Below are 23744 nucleotides of genomic sequence, written 5' to 3' on the forward strand. Positions count from 1 at the left end.
AATACTGAGGCGAAATAATATAGATTGATTCATTCAGTCAACATTAGAATACAGTACGAATCTCCAGCTGTCAATAGGCTGCTGCGCTGGAAACAATCATGTAATACTTGATGGAAGGAATGAGCATATTATGACTGTTGCTTTTTTTAGCAAGGGCTCCCGTTTTTTCTAATAGCTTCATGATTTGAGGTGGATAAAATGCTGCAGATCAATTGTGATGTGTCCCCCATGAAAGAAGAGCTTAAACTGCATTTGAAGCAAATCGCGGACCAAATTCACCGCAGCCTGGAAGATATCAATAACGAAGACCATTGCTTGCTAAGCCAGTTTGATGAGATTCGGGATTCGTTCAATAAGATGGAGTCGATAGCGGCTTCCTTTTATTTGCAGTGCTACTTGTCCTCCTTTACGAATAACTATTTGGATCTGTCCGTCAGCATCCAACACTTGTCTGAGCGAAGACACGGGGCGCTGATTGTAGTGGAAAGAAAAGATCCGCTGGACATGTTCCTGCATTCCGGTATTCCCCTCGAAGCGACCTTGACCAGCTCGCTCCTGGAGTCGGTGTTCTTCCCTGGAAGTCCGCTTCACGATGGAGCGGTGCTGGTCCGCTCTGACCGTATTGTATCGGCGGCGAACGTCCTCCCTGTATCCCATATTGCCGTAGACAAAAAACTCGGCACCCGCCATAGGGCAGCGATAGGCCTTACGGAAGTTACGGATGCGCTCGTTCTTGTCGTATCGGAGGAAACGGGTAAAACCTCGTTTGCATTCAAGGGGACGCTGCACCCCATTAATGCCGTCGATGCTATTGTTGAAATGGAGAAGGCACGGTAATTTTCAATGAGACAAGCAGCACATAAAAAAAGCATCTCGTGCACGCCAAGGCGTTCATGGGATGCTTTTCATTTTGGCTAAGGCATAAGAACCATTCAGCGATCCGACGTTCAACCGTCTTTATACCCGGTAAAAATCGCCTCTCCACTGGGTGACTGCCTTCTTAATATCGGCTGGCGTTAGGCTCTTATTGACCGCCTGCTCACATAGCGCGGGGAACTGTTCGTCACCGGCAAAGCGCAGCGCTACGATTTGTCTGATGGTAAGACGCGGATTCAGCGGCTTGCCTGTCAGCAGATAATGGCGGAAGTTCTCTTCGCCGCGGATGATGCGGTCCTGCAGCTTCGCAGCATAGGTTCTGGTCAGGATAACGGTAACCAATAGACCAATCGAAGCGAGAACGGTAAGTACGGAAACCCAGGAGAACGAAGTAATGAGATACACCACGCTGCCGATAAGGGTAATAAGGGCCAAGGGCGCGCCGATGAAGTGGAACAGCGGATGAACTCTTTTGTGATTATGGTAATTTTGCTCTTGCGGCATGAATAATCTCCTTTCTGTTTTTAAGAGAGTTTTGAATATTCTATTCTACTGCGGAGGGGATATTCCTGTCTCGGAAGAGGGAGTATCCTGAAGAAAATTGGATTAAGATATTTTGACCTTATAGGTTTCAAAAATTTCGTGCCTGTTGTTCGCAAAGTACCTGTACCAGCTTCGAAGCCAGACTCCCTTTTGTGGGTCATGCATATAAGTTTTTTAGAAATTGCTGTCGAATTTAAGAGGTTAAGATCTTGTGATGTCGAATGAAAAAGGAAATATCGGATACAAAACGGGAAGGTTTCGGAGGGAGCGACAGCATGAGAAAAAGCAACCGTATCATTTCTTTAAAAACGAAATTCACAGTATTTTTATTGCTGTTAACGGCTATACCGGTAATCGTTGTGGCTGGAATTATGATGACTTTGTATACGCAGGTGGTAAGAGCGGGTCTGGAGCATCAGCAGCAGGCAGTGGCTTCCGCGAATGCGGTTCAACTAAACTCCTTTCTTGACTGGAAGGCTAAGGCCATGGAAAGCATGGTCAATACATATCGCAAGGACTTTTTGGAAGGGGATAGAAAGAGGATATTAGAGCTTCTCCAGGGTATGAAGGCGATGAGTCCGGATGTCAAATCCTTTACCTATGCCTCCGAATCAGGGAAGTCCTTCGATGATAAAGGAAATGAACTTGATCTGTCCGGTTTTAATAACTTCAAGCGGATCAGACAGGAAAAATCGTTAGGGATATCCGATATTTTGCCGGATGGCAATACGAAGGAAAATATTATTCTCATGGACTTTCCGCTGACAGGCAGCAACGGAGAATTACGCGGTCTTATTCAAGCGGTTGTGGCGCCGGGAAACATTCTGGAGGATTTGAACCGCAACAAAATTGGTACGACCAGCACAGCCTTTTTGCTTTCAAAAACCGGCAATTACCTTGCCCATCCATCCCAGGAACGAATCGGCAAGGAGCTTAAGAGCTTTGAGAACGAGTCAACCGCACAAGTATTCAACGAGAACGTATTGAAGAATAAGTCGGGGGAAGTTCACTATTCCGGGACGGACGGAAAGCAGCAGGCAGCCTCCTTCGCTGAAGTGGAGTTAACCGGCTGGAGGGTAGTCGTCGCCAATGATGAAGCGGATCTCATGAGCGGAATTAAACAATCCAACACAACCGTGTTTATAGTGACCGTCATATGCCTGCTGGCAGTAGCCGTATTGGCTTACTTCGCAGCTTCCTATGTGCTTAAGCCCATCTTCCTCATGACGAAACTGATGAAAAGAGCGGCTGGCGGCGATCTGACGGATCGCTTGAATCCCAAAGGCCATGATGAACTGCAGCAGCTGATGCGCCATATGGATGAGATGATGGAGTCGTTCAAGTTTACATTGATGAAGCTTTCTGAGGCAGTACAGCATACAGCAGCATCGTCAGAGCAGTTAACAGCTATCGCCTCCAGCTCCGTAAGCGCTTCACAAAGCACAGCAAGATCGGCTGAGGAGGTAACGCATGGTGTTCAAACGCAATATGAGGGGTCAGCGCAGTCTGCATTGGCTATGGAAGAGATGGCGGCCGGCATCCAGAGAATAGCCGAATCCTCCGGCATCGTCAATGAAAACGCCCAGCATGTAAGCAAACAAGTCGTACAGGGGTCAACGATCGTTCAAGAAGCGGTTCATCAGATTACAAATGTAAGTACTGCTGTACAAAGAACGGCCCAGACCGTACACACATTGGAAGCGAGATCGAATGAAATCAATCAGATTGTCAGCTATATCTCGGAGATCGCTAATCAAACGAATCTTTTGGCCCTGAACGCGTCGATTGAAGCGGCCAGAGCCGGTGAACACGGAAGAGGCTTCGCCGTAGTGGCAGGGGAAGTCAAAAAGCTGGCAGAGCAGACAACGCAAGCAACCGGATCGATTGCAGGGATGCTTCTCGAAATTCAGGCATCCACTTCCGAAACGTCCAAAGCTATTGCAGAAGGAATCATTGAGGTTCAAACGAGTGTCAGCCAGGTTGAAAAGGTGGGTGAGGTATTCGTCTCTGTTGTAAATGCTGTGGAAGGGGTCACGGCACAAATCGAAGAGGTCTCAGCAGCTACCGAGGAGCTGTCCGCCAGTACGCAGGAGGTTTCGGCGACCATGAATGAGATTGTCGGCATTGCCAAACACTCACTTGGAGAGATGCAGCAAATTACCAAGCGCGCTGCAGACCAGCATGAATCCATGGGCGAAATTTCGGCCGCCTCAGAGTCTTTAAGCACAATGGCAGCAGAGCTGCAGGAATTAGTGTTGAAATTTAAACTAGTCTAGAAAAGCAGGGGCAGGTCGTTGGGACCTGTCCTTTTGAATTTGGACAGATTTAACGTTTCCCGAGTCCAAGGGACCATAAGTAAAAAAGAAATTATACAATCATATAAAAATATTAAACGTTAAAAGAACGGGCTAATCCTTATAATGAAACTATTACGGATAAAGGGGGATTAGTCATGCTATGCAAGACGAAGAAAACGCTCGCTTCGTTCCTGTCATTATCGATGGTGTTCTCGATGGCGACGACAGGAATGACGGCCTATGCTAAGACTGCAGACTTAGCGGACTCCACAGTCAAAGTATCATTCTCGGATGTTTCCAATCATTGGGCGTCGAGAGAGATTGGCAGCTGGTCTCAGAAAGGCGTTATTAACGGCTATGAGGATGGGACGTTCAAGCCGGATGTGCCTATTTCGAGGGCGGAATTTGTCTCTGTAGTAAATCGGGTTTTCGCGTATTCAAGTGAATCGGCTCAAAGGTTTCCTGACGTAGCTTCCAGCGCCTGGTATGCAAAGGATCTATCCAGAGCCGCAGCTGCCGGAATCGTAGCTGGGGATGATAAGGGGAACTTCAATCCGGATGCTCAGATTAGCCGGCAGGAAGCGGCGGTGGTCCTTGCCCGGGCATTTGATTTGAAGGCGAAGGATCCAAAGGCGTCGGACCGTTTTTCCGATGCCGGGGCTATAGCGAGCTGGAGCAAGGAATATGTCAATGCATTGACAGAAGGCGGGTACGTCACTGGTCGCGAGAATGGCCGATTCGATCCGTTGGCCAGCATTACAAGAGCGGAATTCGTGAAGATGATGGACAGTGTGGCCGGCGAATTGAAGTCCGCAGCGGGGACTTATACCGGAGACGTGAGCTCGAATCTGGTTATTAACACCAAAGACGTAACCTTGAAAGACATGAATATCTCAGGCGATTTGTTTATTACTCCAGGTGTCGGAGAGGGCAATGTGTCCCTGGAGCATGTCACCGTCAAAGGCCGTACGGTCGTCCGGGGCGGAGGCGAGCACAGCATTGTCATTGATAATTCCAAGCTGGCAGGGACATTGCTCGTTCAGAAGTACGACGGCAAGGTTCGTATCCTTATGCAAGGAACATCGGAAATACCTTACGTAGAGCTGATTTCCGGGGCGATCTTGGAAACGGCAGATACAAATGGAAAAGGCTTCGGCACTGTTCAAGTAGTCGGTACGAAGACGGCCGAACAGCCCGTTAAACTAAGTGGACAATTTAACCAGGTTGCCATTGAAGCTCCAGGAGTGACGGTACAGCTGACGAAGGGCTCCATCGATACGATCGATGTGCAAGAGAAGGCGGTCGGCTCCAGCGTGAGGATGCTGGACGGAAATGTGGGCCAGCTTAACGTTTGGACAAAGGCACTGATTGAGCTTTTGGGTGGAAAAGTGACGGGTATCGGCATACAAAAATCGGCGGCTGGCACATCCGTACAAATGGCCTCAGGTTCGACCGTGACGAAATTCCAGATCGATGCGCCGGTGGAAATTAAAGGACCGGGTAAAATTGAAACCGCTTTAATTAATGCGGATGACGTGAAAATAGAATCTAAACCAACTAACGTGGTCGTGGCAGATGGGGTTAAGACGGATCTTAACACACCGGCAGCAGCAGGCGGTACCTCCTCACGGAGAAGCTCGGGCAATCCCATTCTCAGCAGGACGGCGGCAATGGTTGCGGAGAGCATTACCGCGATAACCCCTCCGTTGAAGGATGTCACTGCTCTGGCGCTGCCTACTGTACCGCCAGGGTTCGCTGTGGCGATCAAGACGTCAAGCAACCCGGGCGTAATTGCACTTGACGGATCGATTGTTCCGCCTAAGGAGGAGACAACAGTCCGTCTAGTATTGGAGGTCACAAGACTATTGGATAACACGAAAGCTGACACGGCAAGCCTAGAGGTTGTCGTCCCTGCCAAAAGTGTAGTGCAGCAAACAGCAGCTGAAGTGGCAAAGTCGATAACCTCGATTGCCGCGCCACCGCAGGATGCTGCGGTACTGACGCTGCCGATCGTACCGCCGGGGTTCGCTGTTGCGGTCAAATCAACAAGTGACCCGAGCGTCATAGCTCTAGACGGAACGATCGTGCCGCCGGCAGCCCAGACTACGGTAAATCTTGTACTGGAAGTAACGAGATTGTCCGACAACACGAAAGCCGACACGGCAAGCCTAGAGGTTGTCGTCCCTGCCAAAAGTATAGTGCAGCAAACAGCAGCCGATGTGGCAAAGTCGATAACCTCGATTGCCGCGCCACCGCAGGATGCTGCGGTACTGACGCTGCCGACCGTACCGCCGGGGTTCGCTGTTGCGATCAAATCATCAAGTGACCCGAACGTCATAGCTCTTGATGGAACGGTCATGCCGCCGGCAGCTCAGACTATGGTAAATCTCGTACTGGAAGTAACGAGATTGTCCGACAATACGAAAGCCGATACGGCAAGTTTGGAGGTTGTCGTCCCAGTGAAAAGCGCGCCGACAGATATTCAACTAAAAGGAGGGGATTACAACTATATTAACGATATTACCGATGGCGTGATCCATATTACCTCCGGCAATACTTATATTTATACAGTGGATACGGCTGAAGGGGCGGGTCTTACTACGCTGACAGTCAATACCGTAGAAGAATTGCTGAACCAAATCACCGCCAAGACCTCTGCCGCCCAATCCTACGCAGTCAAGGGAGCGAATGGTCAAGCCAAATCAATGACAGATCCTGTGGCACAAGGGGATGTGTTAACGGTAACCGCAGGCCAGGCAGCCCGCGACTACACGGTTAACTTCATCAAAGGCGCGTTAAGAGGAAAGATGGAGCTTGTCCAAAACACGATAACGGCCGATACGCCGTCCGATGTGGTGTTGAATTTTTTTGCAGGGATGAGAAGTCCGGCAACGGAGGTTGTGCTTAAGGTTCCGCAGGGAGTTGGAGTCACGATGGATAACACCTCCGTAAACGTGATCGGAAGAGGGAAAGTTAAGCTATCCGAGCTTGCAACGCAATCCATAGGCCGAACGGGAGCGGGATACCGGTTTCAGCAGGTGGGTACGGTGACCATTGATCATCAAGAGGACGGAAGCCAGGTTCTCAACTTCAAGGGGCTTGACTTTAGACCGGCCAACGGAGCGGATCTCGAAATTACATTCGAGGGCGTGAACTTGAAGCAGGGCGGCTATACATTTGAAGCCTCTTACACAACATCGGAGCCGGAAGTGTTAAAAAGCCCGACCGGTACGGTAAGCTTAACCGTGGTCAGCACCATCAGCAATTTTAACCGGGTATTGGATAAGAGTCTTACCTACAAAGAGACCAGCGATACGTATACGAAGGCCAAGTTCAGCTGGAGCGCGGCCAAACACGCTTCTTCCATTAAGCTGATGCAATCGACGGATAAGGGAACTACATGGACCGAGAGCCCGTTTGCAGTCAATGCGCAAGGTGAAGAAGTGGAGGTAACGAACCTCACTCCGAATACCGAGTACTACTTCAAGCTTGCCGTTAACGGCGGAGAGAATACGGGAGACTCGAATATTGCCAAGTTTTATACCGGCAAATTCAATGCCAAGCTCATGGGAGCCAAGGGCGATGGCAAAGCGGACGATACCCAAGCCATTAACGATGCCATTATGTATTTGAATTCTTTAGGCGGAGGAACGCTGCTCTTTGAGAACGGCACGTTTAACGTGAGAACCGTTCATCTCCAAAGCAATGTGTACCTGTACATCCATAAGGATGCGACTATTGCGGCCTTGAAGGGCGGGGACGCTCCTGAGACCACGTACTTCTCGGATAAAGGATACCGGTCCGGCACTTCTCCAACCGCAACAGGGCCGTACAAGGACCCTGAAAATTATTTGACCAAGCAGGATGTAGGGCATCATTACTTTAGAAACAGCATGTTTTTCGGGGAACGGCTGGACAATATTAAAATCATCGGCAACGGCAAAATCACAGGCAACGGAAATCTGGTAACCGGTGACGGCGTTATGGATAATGCTCCGGATAATCGCACGGATAAAATGGTGACCGTCAAGCTGTGCACGAACTTCGAGTTCGGCGGTTTGGATAACGGGCTGGACCTTTGGTATGAAGAAACGAATAACCCTACGAAGGATGAGCCCTACTATATTCAAAGCATTAATCCTGACGGCACCAATGAAGTCAGACTAACGGATATCAGCAATATGCTCAGAGTCGATAGAGCAGGCCACTTTGCCATGCTGGCTACCGGTACGGATTATATCAATACGCATGACTTTTATTATGATAAAGGAAGCGGCGGCGGAGCTCGGGATGTGTTTGATTATATGCAATCCAGCTACGTAACGGCAAAAAATATTTATGCTAAAGGCACCTCCGATGACATTGTCAAGCCGGGCAGCGACTCTTCGCTAGGCTTTACCAGACCGGCAACGACGTTCTATGTTCGCAATATCATTGGCGACACCAACTGCAACCTGTTCCAAATCGGCAGTGAAACCGTAGATGATATTAAAAACGTCTACGTGGACAATATTTATGTGCTCGCTGGCAATAAGGCCGGATTCTCCATATCCACTAACGACGGCGGTCATATTGAAAATATTTATTTGAACTACGGCATGACAGGTCCGGTGCATCATAAGTCCGAGATGAGACGTACGCGGGCACCGTTCTTTATCTCTATTTCCAATAGAGGACGCGTGATCGGCGGCGATGCCAAACGAATGAAATTTATGGAGAACGGTGTTCAAAGAGACGAACTGCTGAGCACGAACGTCAATATCGGGCAGGTAAGGAACGTATTTATCAAGGATGTTAACATTGAAGAGGTTTATGGTGGAAGCCAATATGGCGATCCTTCCAAGCGCTGGGTTAAATATACGAACCAGAACAAGGCGACGCCGATCATTGCGGGCTACAAGGTGGGTGAAGGCGGACCGGTGCTGCCGGACGGGCGCAATATAGGCTACATTGAGAATCTGCATTTTGAGAATGTTACCCTTCTGGTGAAGGGCGGCAACAGCTTGGCCGATTCGGAGATCAGTCCTCCGGAGCTGGGCGTCGGCAAATATAACGTTGCTGATATTGGTGAACAACCATCATACGGCTTCTGGGCAAGACATGTAGACGGGCTCACCTTGACCAATGTTACAACCAACTTTGAGAAAAATGATGACCGGTATGCCATCGTACTGGATGACGTGAAAAATGCCGCCTTAGACCAGATGAAAATGGTAAGCGGCACAGGCAACCCGAATGTCATTCAATTGAAAAATGCAAGTAATATCTCAATTACGAATTCTTCCTACTATAAGGATGTTTGGGGTAATAATCCGACGGCTCTTGCAGATGTAAACAGTGTAACAGTCTCGACTAAGCAAACCTATCCAAATACGAGGGTTCAGGATCCGCACAATACTTCGATCCAATTAAAGCTGGCGGGTCATCCAAATTTGACAAGCTTGGACAAAATAAATAATTCGATTACGGCAGCGCTGGGAACGACAGTGGCTGACATTGTGGCTCAAGTAGAATCGACGGACGAGACAACACAGACTTATGCAGTTGTTGACTCTTCGAACAAAGCTAAACCTTCCGGAATGCTGGAAACGGGAGATTTCCTCGTCGTAACTGCTCAAGACGGAACAACCGTGAAAAAATACAGTATTGTGGTTCCGCTCGAAATTACGGTTCGAGGCGAGACGCAGCTCAATTCAGTCAAAAAGAGCATTGCAGGCATTTCATTATCTACGTCTTCAACGAATGGGATCACTTATCTGCAAACCAATGCCGTACCGGTTGGTGAGTGGATCGAATTCAGCATCCCTGTGCCAGCAGCAGGCACCTATCGTGTGTCCTACCAATACAAGACGAATACGGCGGGAAGGGCTACCGTTCAGGCTTATGTCAACGGCAATGCAGCCGGATCGCCGGTCAATCAGAATAGTGCGACAGCCAATGTGTTTACTCCGGCCGATCTTGGCCAAGTGACCTTTGGGGCTGCAGGCAGCTATCCGGTGCGATTCGTTGCCACCAGTACAGGGTCTATAGTTATCGATTACATCAAATTTGCCAAGGAATCTGAAGCAGGGCTATCATCCAACACGAATATTCAGTTGGCGGCTAATCATCCTAATGTGACAGCCATTGATAATGACGCCATGATAGTTAAAGTTGCTTCTAACACAACCGTAGCGGATCTCAAGGCTCAAATCGTATCCTCCGACGGCTCGGTGCAGACTTATTCCGTCAATGATGCCGCCAGTGCCGAGAAGGTATCGGGGCTGCTGGCCGCAGGCGATACATTGGTTATAACGGCTATGGACGGAAAGACGCGTATGACCTATGCAATCCAAGCCGCTCAAGCAGCCGGCAGCAATACGAATATTGCGCTGAACGCAGGCAGCACGACTATAGCTGCCATTCATAACACAGACCGCAGAATTGCAACCTCTGGGACCGCAACGCCGGTTGCTTCCATTCCAGGTCAGTTGAAATCTACGGATGGAACCGCCCAAACCTATACCATTACGAATGCGGCGGGAGGAGCACCCAAAACTAACGTCATAAATGGGGATAGACTCATTGTAACGGCTGAGGACGGCACAACAGCTGCGTATGTTCTAACTATTAATGCTCTGCCTTCCAGCACGTATGTGCAGGCGAGGGCAGCAGGACATCCTCATGTATCAACGGTGTATAATTCGAGTCGGTCGGTTATTGCCAATGCGGGCATAACCGCAGCCCAGCTGCTGGCGGAGATAGAATCCTCAGACGGGCTGAACCAGACCTATTCCGTCACAGACGCCGTCTATACGGTCAAGACAGGCAGCACGCCTCTGGTTACGGGAGATCTCTTGAAAGTAACGTCCCAGGACGCGTCATCGAACGCCTATTATAAGGTCCAAATAGTCGATGTGCTTTACGATATCGACCCGGCAGGCAGCTATACTACCTCTAACAATAACACCAAATCTACTGGCGCCGATGATACGGCCGGCAATCATGACCGCAACAGCGCATGGAATAGTACACATTTGCAGGTGAATTTTGGAGCTGCCAATCAATACATCGAGTTTACGATAAACGTTACGACAAGCGGCACTTACGATGTGCTGCTCGGCTCCAAGAATAGTAATGGCAATAGAGCTGCTATGCAGCTAACCGTCGATGGTACCAATGTGGGCTCAGTAAGTGAGACGGTAAGTTCGTCGGCCGCTCAAGGGATGTACCTGGCTAAAGTCGGAAGCGCAGCACTGGCTGCAGGCAGCCACACCTTCAGATTTACGGTTGCGGGCGCCGCAAGCGGTCAATCCTTCGATTTTATTGGCCTTGCCAAAACAAACTAATACAGCAGCTATTGTTTAAGCCATTGCAAACAAGAGGAGCGGGAGCAGTCCCTGCTTCTCTTGTTTATTTAAAAATAGCCGTGTCTCCTCCAAAGTAACTGAATCAGCTTCAAGCTTTAAGGCAGTATTTTGTTAATGAACTTAAACACTATGATAATGATATTTGATTCTCCGTTCAGGCTAACTATTTTACAATTCAAGTATGGAGCGAGCAACACGAATCATAAAAGTCTGAAGCGGAGGAAACCCAGTGATTACCAACTCATCAACCGTTGTAAACCGATCGGTCGCAAGAAAACAAAAGCAGCGCATTCCGTGGTTGCCTTACATTTTGATCGCGCCGGCCATTATTCTCATTGTCGTTTTTTTATTCTATCCTGTCGGAAATGTATTTTACTACAGCTTGCAGAAGTTCAATCCTGCGAAAGCCTACGAGAACGGATTTGTGGGGCTGGACAATTTTAAAGCTATTTTTACGTCGGACCGGCTGTTTTTTTCAACCTTATGGGTATCGGCCAAATGGGTATTTGTCGAGGTAGTTCTACAGCTCGCATGCGGACTGGGCATTGCGCTCATGCTGAATCAAACCTTCAAATTCCGCGGCATATTCCGATCGGCAGCGATTCTGCCCTGGGCGATCTCAGGGGTCGTAACCTCCACCTTGTGGCAAATACTCTTCAATGAGCAAATAGGCCCGATCAACGATCTATTTATGAAGCTGGGCCTTATCGATCATAAGATTGCTTGGCTCTCTGAGGTGCATACGGCATTCCCTTCTATCGTAACCGCCGAATTATGGAGAGGGATTCCTTTCTTCACTATCGCACTGCTTGCCGGTTTGCAGACGATCCCTGGCGATTTGTACGAGTCCGCTGTGGTGGACGGGGCCGGAAGATGGAAATCGTTTATCCATATTACGCTCCCGTTTTTGAAAACAACCATCATCTTAACGACATTGCTTCGTGCGGTGTGGGAGTTTAACAACGTCGATTTAATCTTTGTCATGACTAATGGGACAGGCGGACCGATAGATCTGACTACAACACTCCCGATGTACATTGTCAAGCAAGCGGTGGTCGCCCAAGACTTTGGTTATGGCTCGGCTTTAACCGTGATCGGCTTTATTATCCTGCTGCTGTTTGCGGTGTTCTACCTGAAAATAAGCGGATATGGAAAGGAAGAGTAGCATGAGAAGTGCACAAAGTATGAAATCACCCCCCATTCTCCCCAAACTGCTGGAGAGAGCTGGACTATTGTATATCCCGATGCTTCTGGCGATGGTGTTCACCTTATTTCCGTTATTCTGGGCGCTGGTCACGGCGTTTAAGAGAGAGAGCGACATTACGAAGCTCCCGATCAAATATTGGCCCATGCCGGCCACATTCAACAACTTTCTGATCGCGTGGAATAACGTAGGATTCTCCAAGTATTTCTTCAACAGCTTGATCGTGGCAGCGCTGACGGTAGTGATCGTGCTTGTCTGCTCCATCCTGGTAGGCTATGCGATTAGCCGATTCAAGTTTCAAGGCAAGAAGCTGTTCATGCTGCTGCTGTTATGTACGCAATTTATACCGGGGGCAATGCTGTTAATTCCTATGTTCGAGATTTTCAGAACCTTACATCTCACCAGTAATTTAATGGCATTAGTCATCATTAACAGCACGTTCCAGCTTCCATTCAACGCCATATTAATGAGCGGCTTTATTACCAACATTCCCGAGCAGCTGGAAGAAGCGGCGATGGTGGACGGCTGCAGCCGATTAAAATCTGTCTTCCTGGTTATCTTCCCGATTCTGCTGCCGGGGATCGTTGCAACCATGGTATACACCTTTATCGGATCGTGGAACGAGTTCCTATTCGCGCTCATGCTGATCAGCAAAAAAGCGCTATTCACCTTGCCGGTTGGACTCCGCTACATGCAGGGCGAATATGACATTCAATACGGCGCCTTGGCTGCCGGAAGCGTTATCGCTTTATTGCCGGCCTCCATCTTATTTGCTTACGTTCAAAAGTTTTTGGTGCAGGGTATGAGCGCAGGAGCTGTGAAAGGCTAAAAAATTTCGCGAACTAATTCTCTTTTTGGACCTTTATTCAAAAGGGGATTTAGCATATATTAATAATACTAAGGAGATGTTAACGTGCACAAAAAGGGTCTAAAGCTGCTCTTACTCATGGGTTCTGCCTTATCGTTGACCTTAACTGGCTGCGGGACCGGGGGAGATGCGCCAAGCGCAGAGACGAAATCGGAACCGGCCGCCAAAGCGTCGGACACCGTGAAGATTACTTTCTGGGATGAGAACCCCGGACCGAACCGAACTCCTTTCTATGAAGAGCTAATTAAGCGCTTTCAGGCGAAAAACCCTAACATTCAGGTAGAGTATGTGGGGATCCCGGCCAGCGGTGCCAAACAAAAATACGATGTGTCCATCGCGGCTAATGATACCCCGGACGTAGCAGGTATCAATATGGTTTGGTTATCCGATTTTGTAGCCAAGGGCGCTGTTCAGCAGCTGGACCCTTATTTTGACAAGTGGAGCGACAAAGACAAAATTGCTTCCAACATTATTCAATTCGACCGGGGGCTGACTGCGGATAAGAAGCTGTATTATTTGCCGCATACGATGTTTCTGGACATTCTCTGGTATCGTACGGACTGGGTGAAGAGCGCAGGGCTGAACCCGCCTGCGACCTGGGATGATTTCTTCACCGATGTGGAGAAGCTGACCGATATCAAAAATAACCGTTACGGATTCAGTATTCGCGGAGGTTCGGGCAGCATCAATCAGCTGACCTCCATGATTTATGCCTATTCCGGTATCACAGAGTACTTTACGCCTGACGGTAAGGCAACCGTGAGAGATCCTAGAATCACGGAATTTTTGAACAAGTATGTCGCTCTATATAAAAAGAACACGCCTGTCAGCGACGTAACGAACAGTAACAAGGAAATGAACGCCACGTTCGATACAGGCACCTCCGCTATTATTCAGCATAACTTCGGCTCCTATAACGATCACTTAACCAACCTGGGTAACGACAAGTTTGCAGGAGTCATTCCGCCAAAAGCCGCTAACGGCAAAAGAGTTGTCGTTCCCGTTGCCAACGGGCTGGTTATGTTTAAAAATTCGAAGCATCCTGAGGAAGCTTGGAAATTCATCAGCTTCTTGATGAGCGCGGATAGCCAAACGTATTGGAACCAAAGCATCGGCCAAATGCCGACCAACACCGATTCACTGAAAAGCGACTACGTAAAAAATACGCAGCATATCCAGCAAGGCGCGGAAGTGTTGGCGGATAAGGATACGGTTTCGTTAAGTCTTCCAACACATCTTCCTGATTACACGAAAATTACGACGCAGCAGCTTGAGCCTGATTTCCAAAAAGTGCTTACAGGTAAAATGACGGTGGATGAATTCGTCAAAGGCTGGGCGACTTCGATGGAAAAGGCTAAAGCGGATTATGATGCGGCAATGAAAAAATAAGCAAGCGTCCATTGCATTTGGGGAGAACGATGCTTCGTTCCCCCTAAATGCCTTCTAAAGGGAGGATCTACATGCCGGTATTTCGCTCATTAAAATCAACGATCCTTTGGTTGTTTATCCCTATCATTATTTTTTTCGTAGTGGTCACAGGAACCATATCTTTTATTCTTGCCTCGCAGCAGCTGGAGGAGAACTCTTTTACCAATTTAAATGACACGATCGCTCAAACCAAAAGCTTGCTGAACGACAAATTAACCGCCTTTATCGCAGAATTGATCGGCCTCGAGAACAAATCCGAATGGGTTGCCATTATGAATAAGACGGATGATCCGGAAAGCTCGCTAGAGCCGGAGGATTACATTTTTATGAATAAAGCGCTGGATTCGTACTTTGAACGTTATTCCATGCTCGATTCCGTATTGTTCTATTACAATGGCGGCCGGGTGTCGTTGTTCAAGCAAAATTCCTTAGCAACAACTGTTACCATTTCATTGGATGACTATGCCCGCAAATTAGAAAATGATCGCCTATCCGTAATCAAATGGCTTAACATACATGATGAATTTACTTTGGCAACCCCCCAGGTCGTTAGTGTGTACCGCATGTTTGGAAAGGACAAAGCGCATACCAAAGGCATCTTCATGATGAATTTGAAGAGCCGTTTTTTCAGCGATTTATTGAACAATGCCAAGATCAGCACCAATGGTTATTTATGCATCGTAAGCAATGACGGGGTGATGAGCTTTAAACATGTGGAGCAGCGCTATGATGTGGAGGATTCGATGCTGCAAAAACAACTGATGACTGCTGAAGAGCCTTCAGGACAGATTAACATCACAAACAAGTACGGCGAGAAAATGCTGATCGTCTATGATACGCTGAGCCTCAACAAATGGAAGATTGCTGCGATTGTACCGGAAAGCGAGCTGTTTAACAAGGTTAATTCAATCGGCCTGGTCATTATAACGGCGATGCTTCTGATCATTGGGTTTGCTGCCATACTCTCCAATATTGTCGTTCATATCATTACAAAGCCTCTGATTAAGTTAAGTCATAAAGTGAATCGCATTGAAGACGGGAATCTGGATATTAAGTTCAAAACCTTCCCCTCTAATGAAATCGGCATTTTGAGCAGAGGGATTCAGGAGATGACGCTTAGAATCAGGAATTTGCTAGATGAAGTCAAGGAAGAGCAGGAAAAAAAGCGTTCAGCGGAGCTGGCTGTGCTGCAGTCGCAGATAAAGCCGCATTTTTTGTATAACACCCTGTTTTCGATTAAACAGCTTTGCGAGATGGAGGAGCATAAGGAAGCTGCCGAAATGGTCGCTGCATTATCGAGCTTTTATCGAATCAGCATAAATAAGGGCAATGAAATTATCCCTATCTCATTGGAAATCGAGCATATCCGCAATTATTTGTACATCCAGCAGATGCGGTATGGGGAGGATTTCACTTATGAAATCGATGTGGTGCCGGAGATTATGAATTGCAATATTGTGAAGCTGACTCTGCAGCCTCTTGTTGAAAACGCTATCTATCACGGGATGAAGGAGCAACGGGGCCAAGGCTTAATCCGTATCTGGGGCCAGTTATCCAATCAGGAAATACGATTATATGTCGAGGATAACGGGAAGGGGCTGACGGAAGGAGAGATCGAGGCGATTAATCGCAGCTTGGCGGAGGAGTCGGGCGGGGAGAGCATGCTTGGCTTCGGCATCCAAAATGTCAATAAACGTCTGAAACTGAACTACGGGGCATCTTACGGCTTGCTTTACGAAAAACGGCTTGGTGAAGGGATCATCGTGACGGTAAGAATCCCGTTTTACGGATCATGAGCATGGGGGTGCTGGGATGATGAAGGTAGTCATAGTGGATGACGATAGTATAATTAGAAGGGGCTTAACACGAACGATTCCGTGGGAGCAGAACGGGTTTACTGTTGCGGGTACGGCTAGAGACGGGGAAGAAGCCCTAAGTCTTATAGCCGAGGTACGGCCGCATCTTCTGTTAACCGATATCCGAATGCCTTTTATGGACGGATTCCAGCTGACGGAGGCGGTCAAGGAAAGATTCCCCGAGACGAAAATTATTATGCTCACAAGCTTTGACGAGTTCGAGCTGGCTCACCGCGCGCTCAAATTAAAGGTGTTCGACTATTTATTGAAGCCCGTCGATTCACGGCATCTTATGGAAACGGCCAAAAGGGCAATGGCTGAGCTGGAATACGAGAACGAAATGAAGCGGAAGGTCATCGAAGGCATGCCGCTGCTGCGGCAAAGATTTCTGGAGAAATTAATCAAGGAGAACTTGTCCGAGGATGAAATCCGTTCCCATAGCGACTTTCTCCAATGCCGGCTGCCGGCTGCCCGTTATGTCGTAATTTTATTGGCGGCCGACGATTACAGCTACCCCGATTATCAAAACCGGTTCGGGAAGGAGATGCTGAAATACTGCATATTGAACGTCGCCGAAGAAACGATAAGCGGGTATGAGGATGAAGGCATCCTGTTTGATTCGGACGAAGGCGAGATTGTCATCATTTATTACGGGGATGGAGAGCCGGATCTGCTGGAGCAGCATGCGCTGCAAATTGCGGAAACGATTCGGGTAAATGTAGAAAAATATTTGAAAACGACGGTTACGGTCGGCATAGGCTTTGTTTATGATCACCCCCGTGACGTGACCAGGTCTTATCGCGATGCGAAAGCAGCTATTGAATTCCGTCATATGATCGGCACGAACAGAGTATTAACCGTTGGCGATACGGGCTTGCCTCCGTCCTGCTCCACTGAGATCCTGTTAAACGGCATTGAGAGCGAGCTTGTTATGAAGGTGAAGCTGGGGCTGGAAAGAGAGGCTCACGCTATTCTGGATAGCATTGAGCAAAGGGTGCTGGACATCAAATTCGTCTCGCTGGTCCAGGTCCGGCTGATAGGCATCGAAATCAGTCTTCTTATGTTCAAGGAATTGGAGGAAATCGTCAAACGAAATGCCAAATATTTGGAAGGCTTCGATTCCTTCCACTCGTACTATCATGAGCTGGAGCGGCTTCAAACGGTGCAGGAGATATTTGACTCCATACGTCAGCTGGCCAATCGCTTCATAGATATTACGAACCGCGAACGGGAGATTCAAACGAAAAGCATGGTTCATAAGGCAACCGATTATATAGAACGTCACTATGCGATAGAAGGATTATCTCTTCAGGAGGTAGCACGTTACGTGCACATCAGTCCGACCTACTTAAGCATTCTGTTTAAAAAGGAAAAAAATATTACGTTCAGTGATTTTTTGTTGCAAACCCGTATGAAAGCAGCCACCGAGCTGTTGAGAATCAGTGGTTTGAAATCCTACGAGGTGGCGGAAAAGGTCGGATACAGCAACCCGCAATATTTCAGTCAATGCTTCAAGAAATATACCGGCTTCTCGCCGACCGAATACAAGAATCATGTGGATTGAATTCCCGGACACAAGGGGAAACAGAATGCCACATTCCCCCCATTTTGTTCATATTCAGTTCATATTCGTCCGATATGATACAATAGGATAGGAATGCGCCTCAAACTTACATACGTGGAAACTACGGCATCCGTCTTTTGAATTTAAGAAGCGGGGTGTCATTGAATATAGAAAGTCGAAGCGCTTCAGTCCTGTGTATCCATGAAAGAGGGAACGATGATGACTAAAGTGTTAATTGTGGATGATGATCCTTTTATTAGACAGCTGATCAAGGTGGCTCTGCGCAACGAAGAGATGCAGCTGCTGGACAGCGGCAACGGCCTGGAGGCGCTTGAGCTGCTGGAGAGGACAAGAGTCGATCTGGTCATTCTTGATATTATGATGCCCTTGATGGACGGATGGGAGCTGTGCAGGGAAATACGAAGCCGGTATCCCGATCTGCCGCTGCTGATGGTCACGGCCAAGAGCGAGCCCGCCCATAAGGTGAAGGGCTTCCAGCTCGGTACCGACGATTATGTGGTCAAACCGTTTGATCCGATGGAGCTCGCCATGCGGGTCAAAGCGCTGATGAAGCGGTACCGGATAAACACCTCCCAAGTCATGGTGATCGGAGAGACCGAATTGAACCGCAAAAATCTCGAGGTGAACCGGCACGGCAAAAGGCAGACCCTGCCCCTGAAGGAGTTCGAGCTGCTGTTCACGCTGGCGGGTCAGCCGAACCGGGTGTTTACAAGGCAGCAGCTGCTGGATCAAATCTGGGGGATGGATTATGAAGGGGAAGAGCGTACGGTGGACGTTCACATCAGGAGACTTAGGGAACGGTTTGCTGATGAGGCTTCCGACTTTTCGATTGTGACGGTGCGCGGATTAGGTTACAAACTGGAGCTTACCATATGATCCGGTCCCTTTATGTTCGAGTCGCACTGACCTTCATTGTGTCGGTCATCCTGGGATTATGCATCGCTTTTTACGCATCGAATTACTGGTTTAGAGACCTGTTCGAATCGGAAATGCAGAAGGATTTATACAATGCGTCGGAGGATATGGTCGCTATTTTCCAGGAAATGAGGGGCACGGATATGGAGGCTTATTTACATAACCTTCACTGGGCCAAGAGGTACTTCGTCACGCTATATGATTCGAAGCTGAATAAGAGCGAGTTCGGTACCCGACAGGACCGGGTAAGCCTGCCGGAATCAGTGGTGCAGCAAGTATTGAACGGTCAGGCTGCCAGACAATCCGGGGAGCCCTCCGAGCAGTACGTAGGCTATCCGTTTAAAATTAACGGCAATAGCTATGCGATCTTCGTTCGTCCGGTCGTGCGAAATACAGAGGACAATTTCAGATTCATTCTGATTACCGTGCTCGCCGTTACTTTAATTATAGGAAGCGTATGTGTGCTTATTGCAGCGCGTTATTTGGTAAAACCCCTGAAATTGCTGACACAGGCTACTCAGCGTATATCCAAAGGGGATTTCGACATTACCTTCAGCTGGCTGGACCGCAAGGACGAAGTCGGCGACTTGGCCCGAAGCTTCAGCCATATGGCTGGAGAGCTGAAGCAGCTTGAGCTGATGCGACAGGATTTTGTCTCCAGCGTGTCCCACGAGATTCAGTCGCCGTTAACGTCGATCGCCGGGTTCTCCAAGCTCATTCGCTATACCGAGCTGCCCGAAGAGGAGCGCAATCAATATTTGGAGATCATTATGAAGGAATCGGAACGGCTGTCCCGGTTAAGTGACAATCTGCTCAGCCTGGCGTCCCTGGAATCGGAGCATCATCCGTTTCACCCCATAGCTTATCGTCTTGACGAGCAAATTCGCCGGATCATCGTATCACAGGAGCCGATCTGGAGCGCCAAGCAGCTGCAGATGGAGCTGGCTCTTCCCCCCGTCATGCTGATTGCGGACGAGGATCAGCTCAGTCAGGTATGGATCAACCTGCTCAGCAATGCGATCAAATTTACACCGCAAGGCGGCAAAATCAAGGTGAAGCTGGAGCTGCTGGTCGATCGGGTGCAGGTGACGGTGCACGATTCGGGAATCGGCATATCGCAGGGAGAAATCCATCATATTTTTGACCGGTTCTATAAGGCCGATCGGGCCAGGCAGAGGGAAGTAGGCGGCAACGGACTGGGCTTATCGATCGTCAGGAAGATCGTTGAGCTGCATCAAGGTGCAATTACTGTAGACAGCAAGCCGGGCAAAGGTTCTGTATTTAAAGTAATGCTGCCCGGCGTGATGAAGAAGAAGGCCTTCTCTTAGGTTATTACCGCCTATTCCGATAGAGGTTATTCGAGGCTTTGACGGGTAAAAAAGTACAGGTCGTCCCAACGGACGGCCTTTTATTTTTTTCAAAAAAGGGCAGTACGTGCTTTTTTTAACATTATAGGGTTTATAAATTTCGGGGCTCCCCGCAAAGTACCTGAATGGGCTTCGAAGCCAAGGCCCCACTTTGTGGGGATATTTTGAGTTAATTCATATTGAGTTCATATTGCCATATTATGCTAGAATTCGTACGCAAAAAAATAGAAATAAGAAACCAGGAAAGGACCGAGGGGAGTGCTGAAATGAACCGATTAACCCAGTTTTCCATGAAAAATGTATCGGCCTTGTTCATCATCATGATTCTCTTGTTCGGAAGCGGCGTTTTTGCGACAAGCAAGCTCAAGGTAGAGAACATGCCGAATGTATCGTTCCCTATCGTCATGGTAAGCGCAACCTACACGGGTTCGCCGAAGGACGTTATGGAGCAGGTGACCGAGCCTCTGGAGAAAAAGCTGGCCAATATCGAGGATCTGGATTCGATGAGATCGACCTCGAGCGAGAATAACGCCAGAATTTTGCTCCAGTTCAAGCAGAACGTGGACACCGATAAAAAGAAACAGGATATCGAGAGTCTGCTGCAGGAAGTCATGCTTCCGGATTCAGCAGGCACGCCGAAGGCGTCGACCTTTGGTGCGGCATCGATGCCTTCCATTTATTTGGTAGCCAATGCGGAGAATGGAATGAGTCAGACCGAGCTGGATAAGCTCTATGAAGATACGATCAAGCCGGATTTGGAATCGATCAAAGGCATCGACCACCTGGATTCCATCGGGGTTCGGGATACCAGTCTGGATATCGAATTGGATGCCGATGCCATGAACGCCTACAGCCTGACTCCGAACCAAGTCACCTCGGCTATACGGGCAGCTGTGACCAAAAGCCCGATCGGTACCGTGGAAGTAAGCGGCAACGATAAAAGCGCTCGGGTTACAGGCGATATTAAGAGTGTGTACGATATCGAGCAAATTGAAATTACAGGCGGCAAGGGTAACATCATTACGCTGGACCGGGTCGCCAAGGTGAAATCGATCACCGAGTCGGATTTTGTCGGGCGCTTCAACGGCAAACCGGCCATTTCCATGATTTTGTACAAAACAGGAAATGCCAACGCGGTTGATTTCTCCGATTCCGTTGAGAAGCTGAAGGAACAATGGAAGACAACCATACCTAACGCGGTTTTCAAAACAACCTATGATAGCGCAGATGAAATCAGAGAATCGATCAACGGCATGCTTCGTGAAGGCGTGGTCGGAGCGCTGCTTGCTTCGTTCATGATTTTGCTGTTCCTGCGCAATGTGCGGATGACGCTAATCGTGCTTGTGTCGATTCCGCTGTCCATTCTTACCACTCTTCTGCTGATGTGGCAGCTTGGTTTAACACTCAATACGATGACGCTCGGCGGGATGTTCATAGCCGTCGGACGGGTTGTGGACGACTCGATCGTTGTTATCGAGAACATATACACCTCCCTGGAAAAAGCGCAGAAACGAAATGAATCCGTGATAATGCTTGCGACCAAGCAAGTATCGATGGCCATCACATCGTCGACGCTGGCTACAGTCGGTGTCTTCGCTCCGATCGGGATGGTCAGCGGGGTGGTCGGCGGATTTTTCCGTCCGTTTGCGATCACGCTTGCCTGTGCTCTGCTGTCCTCCTTGCTGGTAGCCCTGACCGTCATCCCGATGCTGGCCAAGCTGCTGGTATTGAGAAGCAAGATCGGTAAGGGTCATTCCCATGAGGAAGCACCGCAAGGCAAGTTTATGCAAACCTATGAGAATATTTTGCATTGGTCCTTGAAGCACCGGATCAAATCGCTGTTAATGGCTGCGGTGCTATTCATCGTCACCCTGGCTGCAACGATTCCGGCTCTGGGGGTCTCCTTCCTTCCGGACGGCAAGCCTTCCCGGACGATGTATTTCGTGTTGAAGCTGCCTAATGAAACGGCGTTCGAGGCTACGAATGCGAAGACACAGGAGCTTGAGCAACTGCTGATGGATGAGAAGGACAGCCAGGGGAATCCGTTGTTCACCTACGTAGAAGGCTTGGCTGGATATAACGGCAGCGGCACCGACCGGGTGACGTATGCTTCCCAAATCTACGTCGAGGTGAACGAGCATGTGGATCCCGACAAAGTGATGCAGCAGGTAAAGCAGTTTATTCTTTCTGAGCTTCCTGCAGGCTCGGAAGTGCAGCCACGGGGCGTGGGCGGCGGTAACGGCGTCTCCAGCACCGACTTCTCCTATAACCTGAAAGGGGAGGACCAGGATCGGCTGGAGCAGGCGGCAGCTATCGTCAAAGCCAAGCTGCAGGAGTTCGAGGAGCTAAGCGAGATTGAGGATAGCCTGAGCGACGGGAAAACAGAGGTTGAAATTGCCGTCGACCAGAAGAAAGCCCGCGCCTTCGGCCTGACGGCGGCTACGGTCCGTGAAACGGCGAGCAACTGGATACAGAAGCAAAGGCTCGGCGACTTAAAGCTGGACGGAGTGACTTACACGACTACGATCTCCATGGATAAATCCGATAAAAACTCGCTCGAGAAGCTCGGCAATATTCCGTTAACCGGAACGAACGGGTCTGTCGTCTATTTGAAAGAGGTAGCCAAGATCAACCTTGTACCGGGCGCCGTTTCCTTAGGGCGCGATGATCAGAAGCAGCTCGTAAGAGTAACCGCTAAGATTAAGGCGGAAAACAAAAATGCAGTCAGCGCCAAGGTATCAGCGGCATTGCGCTCGGTTGAGCTTCCTGACGGCGTAACCCCGGAAGTCAGAGGGGTCAATGAGGACATTAACGAAAGCTTCACGCAGTTATTCATGGCAATGGCTGTTGCCGTCTTTATGGTCTATCTGGTTATGGTCCTTGCCTTCGGGAATGCCGCAGCGCCTTTCGCCATCTTATTCTCGCTTCCGTTGGCCGCAATCGGCGGTCTGATCGGGCTGGTCATAACCCGACAGGCTCTCAATGTCACCTCCATGATCGGCTTTATGATGCTTATCGGGATCGTCGTGACGAACGCCATCGTATTGATCGACCGCGCCCAGCAGCTGCGCGAGGAAGGCTATACGGTGCGCCATGCCTTGATTGAAGCGGGTAAGGTTCGTTTCCGGCCGATTATCATGACGGCGGGTGCCACGATTATGGCACTGATCCCGCTGGCAATGGGGCTGTCCGGAGAAGGAGCCCTGATCGGCAAGGGCCTCGGGGTCGTTGTTATCGGCGGTCTGACGACATCGACGATTCTTACGCTGATTGTCGTTCCGATCGTTTATGAGCTTATAGAGGAAGTTAAGGCGTATATTTCGAGGAAAATCCATAAAGGGAACCCTCCGATGAACCATGAGGGGACTCTGGAAGGATAGGTCTTCTGAGAAATCCAAAAAGCGTGATTCTTATAGATCAGATAGAGATTTGCAAAAGCATGGAGGAGGCAAAGCA

12 protein-coding genes are annotated in these 23744 nt (G+C 49.0%); 11 read left to right on the forward strand and 1 reads right to left on the reverse strand.

All coding sequences use genetic code 11. The annotated features are described in order from the left end of the window. The first annotated feature begins 198 nt into the window (after positions 1 to 198). A complete protein-coding gene (gene cdaS / locus B1728_RS34055; RefSeq protein ID WP_079914871.1) occupies positions 199 to 837 on the forward strand; it encodes a sporulation-specific diadenylate cyclase CdaS in 639 nt (212 codons plus the stop codon). A 120-nt stretch (positions 838 to 957) separates the two neighbouring features. Here cdaS and B1728_RS34060 read toward each other — a convergent pair whose 3' ends face one another. Continuing rightward, entirely contained in the window at positions 958 to 1380 is a 423-nt protein-coding gene (locus B1728_RS34060; protein WP_079914872.1) for a DUF6526 family protein, read from the reverse strand. A gap of 314 nt (positions 1381 to 1694) precedes the next feature. Here B1728_RS34060 and B1728_RS34065 point away from each other — a divergent pair, with 314 nt between their 5' ends. From B1728_RS34065 to B1728_RS34110, 10 genes are all read left to right on the forward strand, one after another. Next, the gene (locus tag B1728_RS34065) at positions 1695 to 3695 is read left to right on the forward strand and encodes a methyl-accepting chemotaxis protein (protein ID WP_179136317.1); all 2001 of its coding nucleotides are present in this window, start codon (positions 1695 to 1697) and stop codon (positions 3693 to 3695) included. A gap of 176 nt (positions 3696 to 3871) precedes the next feature. Next, positions 3872 to 11044 (forward strand): S-layer homology domain-containing protein, encoded by a 7173-nt coding sequence (locus B1728_RS34070; protein ID WP_079914874.1) that lies wholly within the window; start codon positions 3872 to 3874, stop codon positions 11042 to 11044. 250 nt (positions 11045 to 11294) lie between these two features. Next, on the forward strand, positions 11295 to 12230 hold the full coding sequence (locus tag B1728_RS34075; RefSeq protein WP_144028102.1) for a carbohydrate ABC transporter permease: 936 nt from the start codon (positions 11295 to 11297) through the stop codon (positions 12228 to 12230). 1 nt (position 12231) lies between these two features. Further along, positions 12232 to 13098 carry a carbohydrate ABC transporter permease gene (locus tag B1728_RS34080; RefSeq protein ID WP_256865625.1) on the forward strand — a complete coding sequence of 289 codons (867 nt, stop codon included), beginning with the start codon at positions 12232 to 12234 and terminating at the stop codon, positions 13096 to 13098. Positions 13099 to 13182: 84 nt separating this feature from the next. Continuing rightward, positions 13183 to 14526, forward strand: coding sequence for an ABC transporter substrate-binding protein (locus B1728_RS34085; RefSeq protein ID WP_256865626.1), 1344 nt, complete (start codon positions 13183 to 13185; stop codon positions 14524 to 14526). 71 nt (positions 14527 to 14597) lie between these two features. Beyond that, positions 14598 to 16361, forward strand: a complete 1764-nt coding sequence (locus B1728_RS34090) for a sensor histidine kinase (protein WP_179136318.1) — start codon at positions 14598 to 14600, stop codon at positions 16359 to 16361. 16 nt (positions 16362 to 16377) lie between these two features. Next, entirely contained in the window at positions 16378 to 17985 is a 1608-nt protein-coding gene (locus tag B1728_RS34095; protein ID WP_079914876.1) for a response regulator, read from the forward strand. Between the two features lie 219 nt (positions 17986 to 18204). Then, positions 18205 to 18882 carry a response regulator transcription factor gene (locus B1728_RS34100; protein ID WP_079914877.1) on the forward strand — a complete coding sequence of 226 codons (678 nt, stop codon included), beginning with the start codon at positions 18205 to 18207 and terminating at the stop codon, positions 18880 to 18882. Beyond that, positions 18879 to 20249, forward strand: a complete 1371-nt coding sequence (locus B1728_RS34105; protein WP_079914878.1) for a HAMP domain-containing sensor histidine kinase — start codon at positions 18879 to 18881, stop codon at positions 20247 to 20249. The genes B1728_RS34100 and B1728_RS34105 overlap by 4 nt, the downstream gene beginning before the upstream one ends. 305 nt (positions 20250 to 20554) lie before the next feature. Further along, the gene (locus B1728_RS34110; RefSeq protein ID WP_079914879.1) at positions 20555 to 23668 is read left to right on the forward strand and encodes an efflux RND transporter permease subunit; all 3114 of its coding nucleotides are present in this window, start codon (positions 20555 to 20557) and stop codon (positions 23666 to 23668) included. Positions 23669 to 23744: the final 76 nt, after the last annotated feature.

It is taken from the genome of Paenibacillus sp. 32352 (genome assembly GCF_002042965.1).
Lineage (GTDB): Bacteria > Bacillota > Bacilli > Paenibacillales > NBRC-103111 > Paenibacillus_S > Paenibacillus_S vulneris.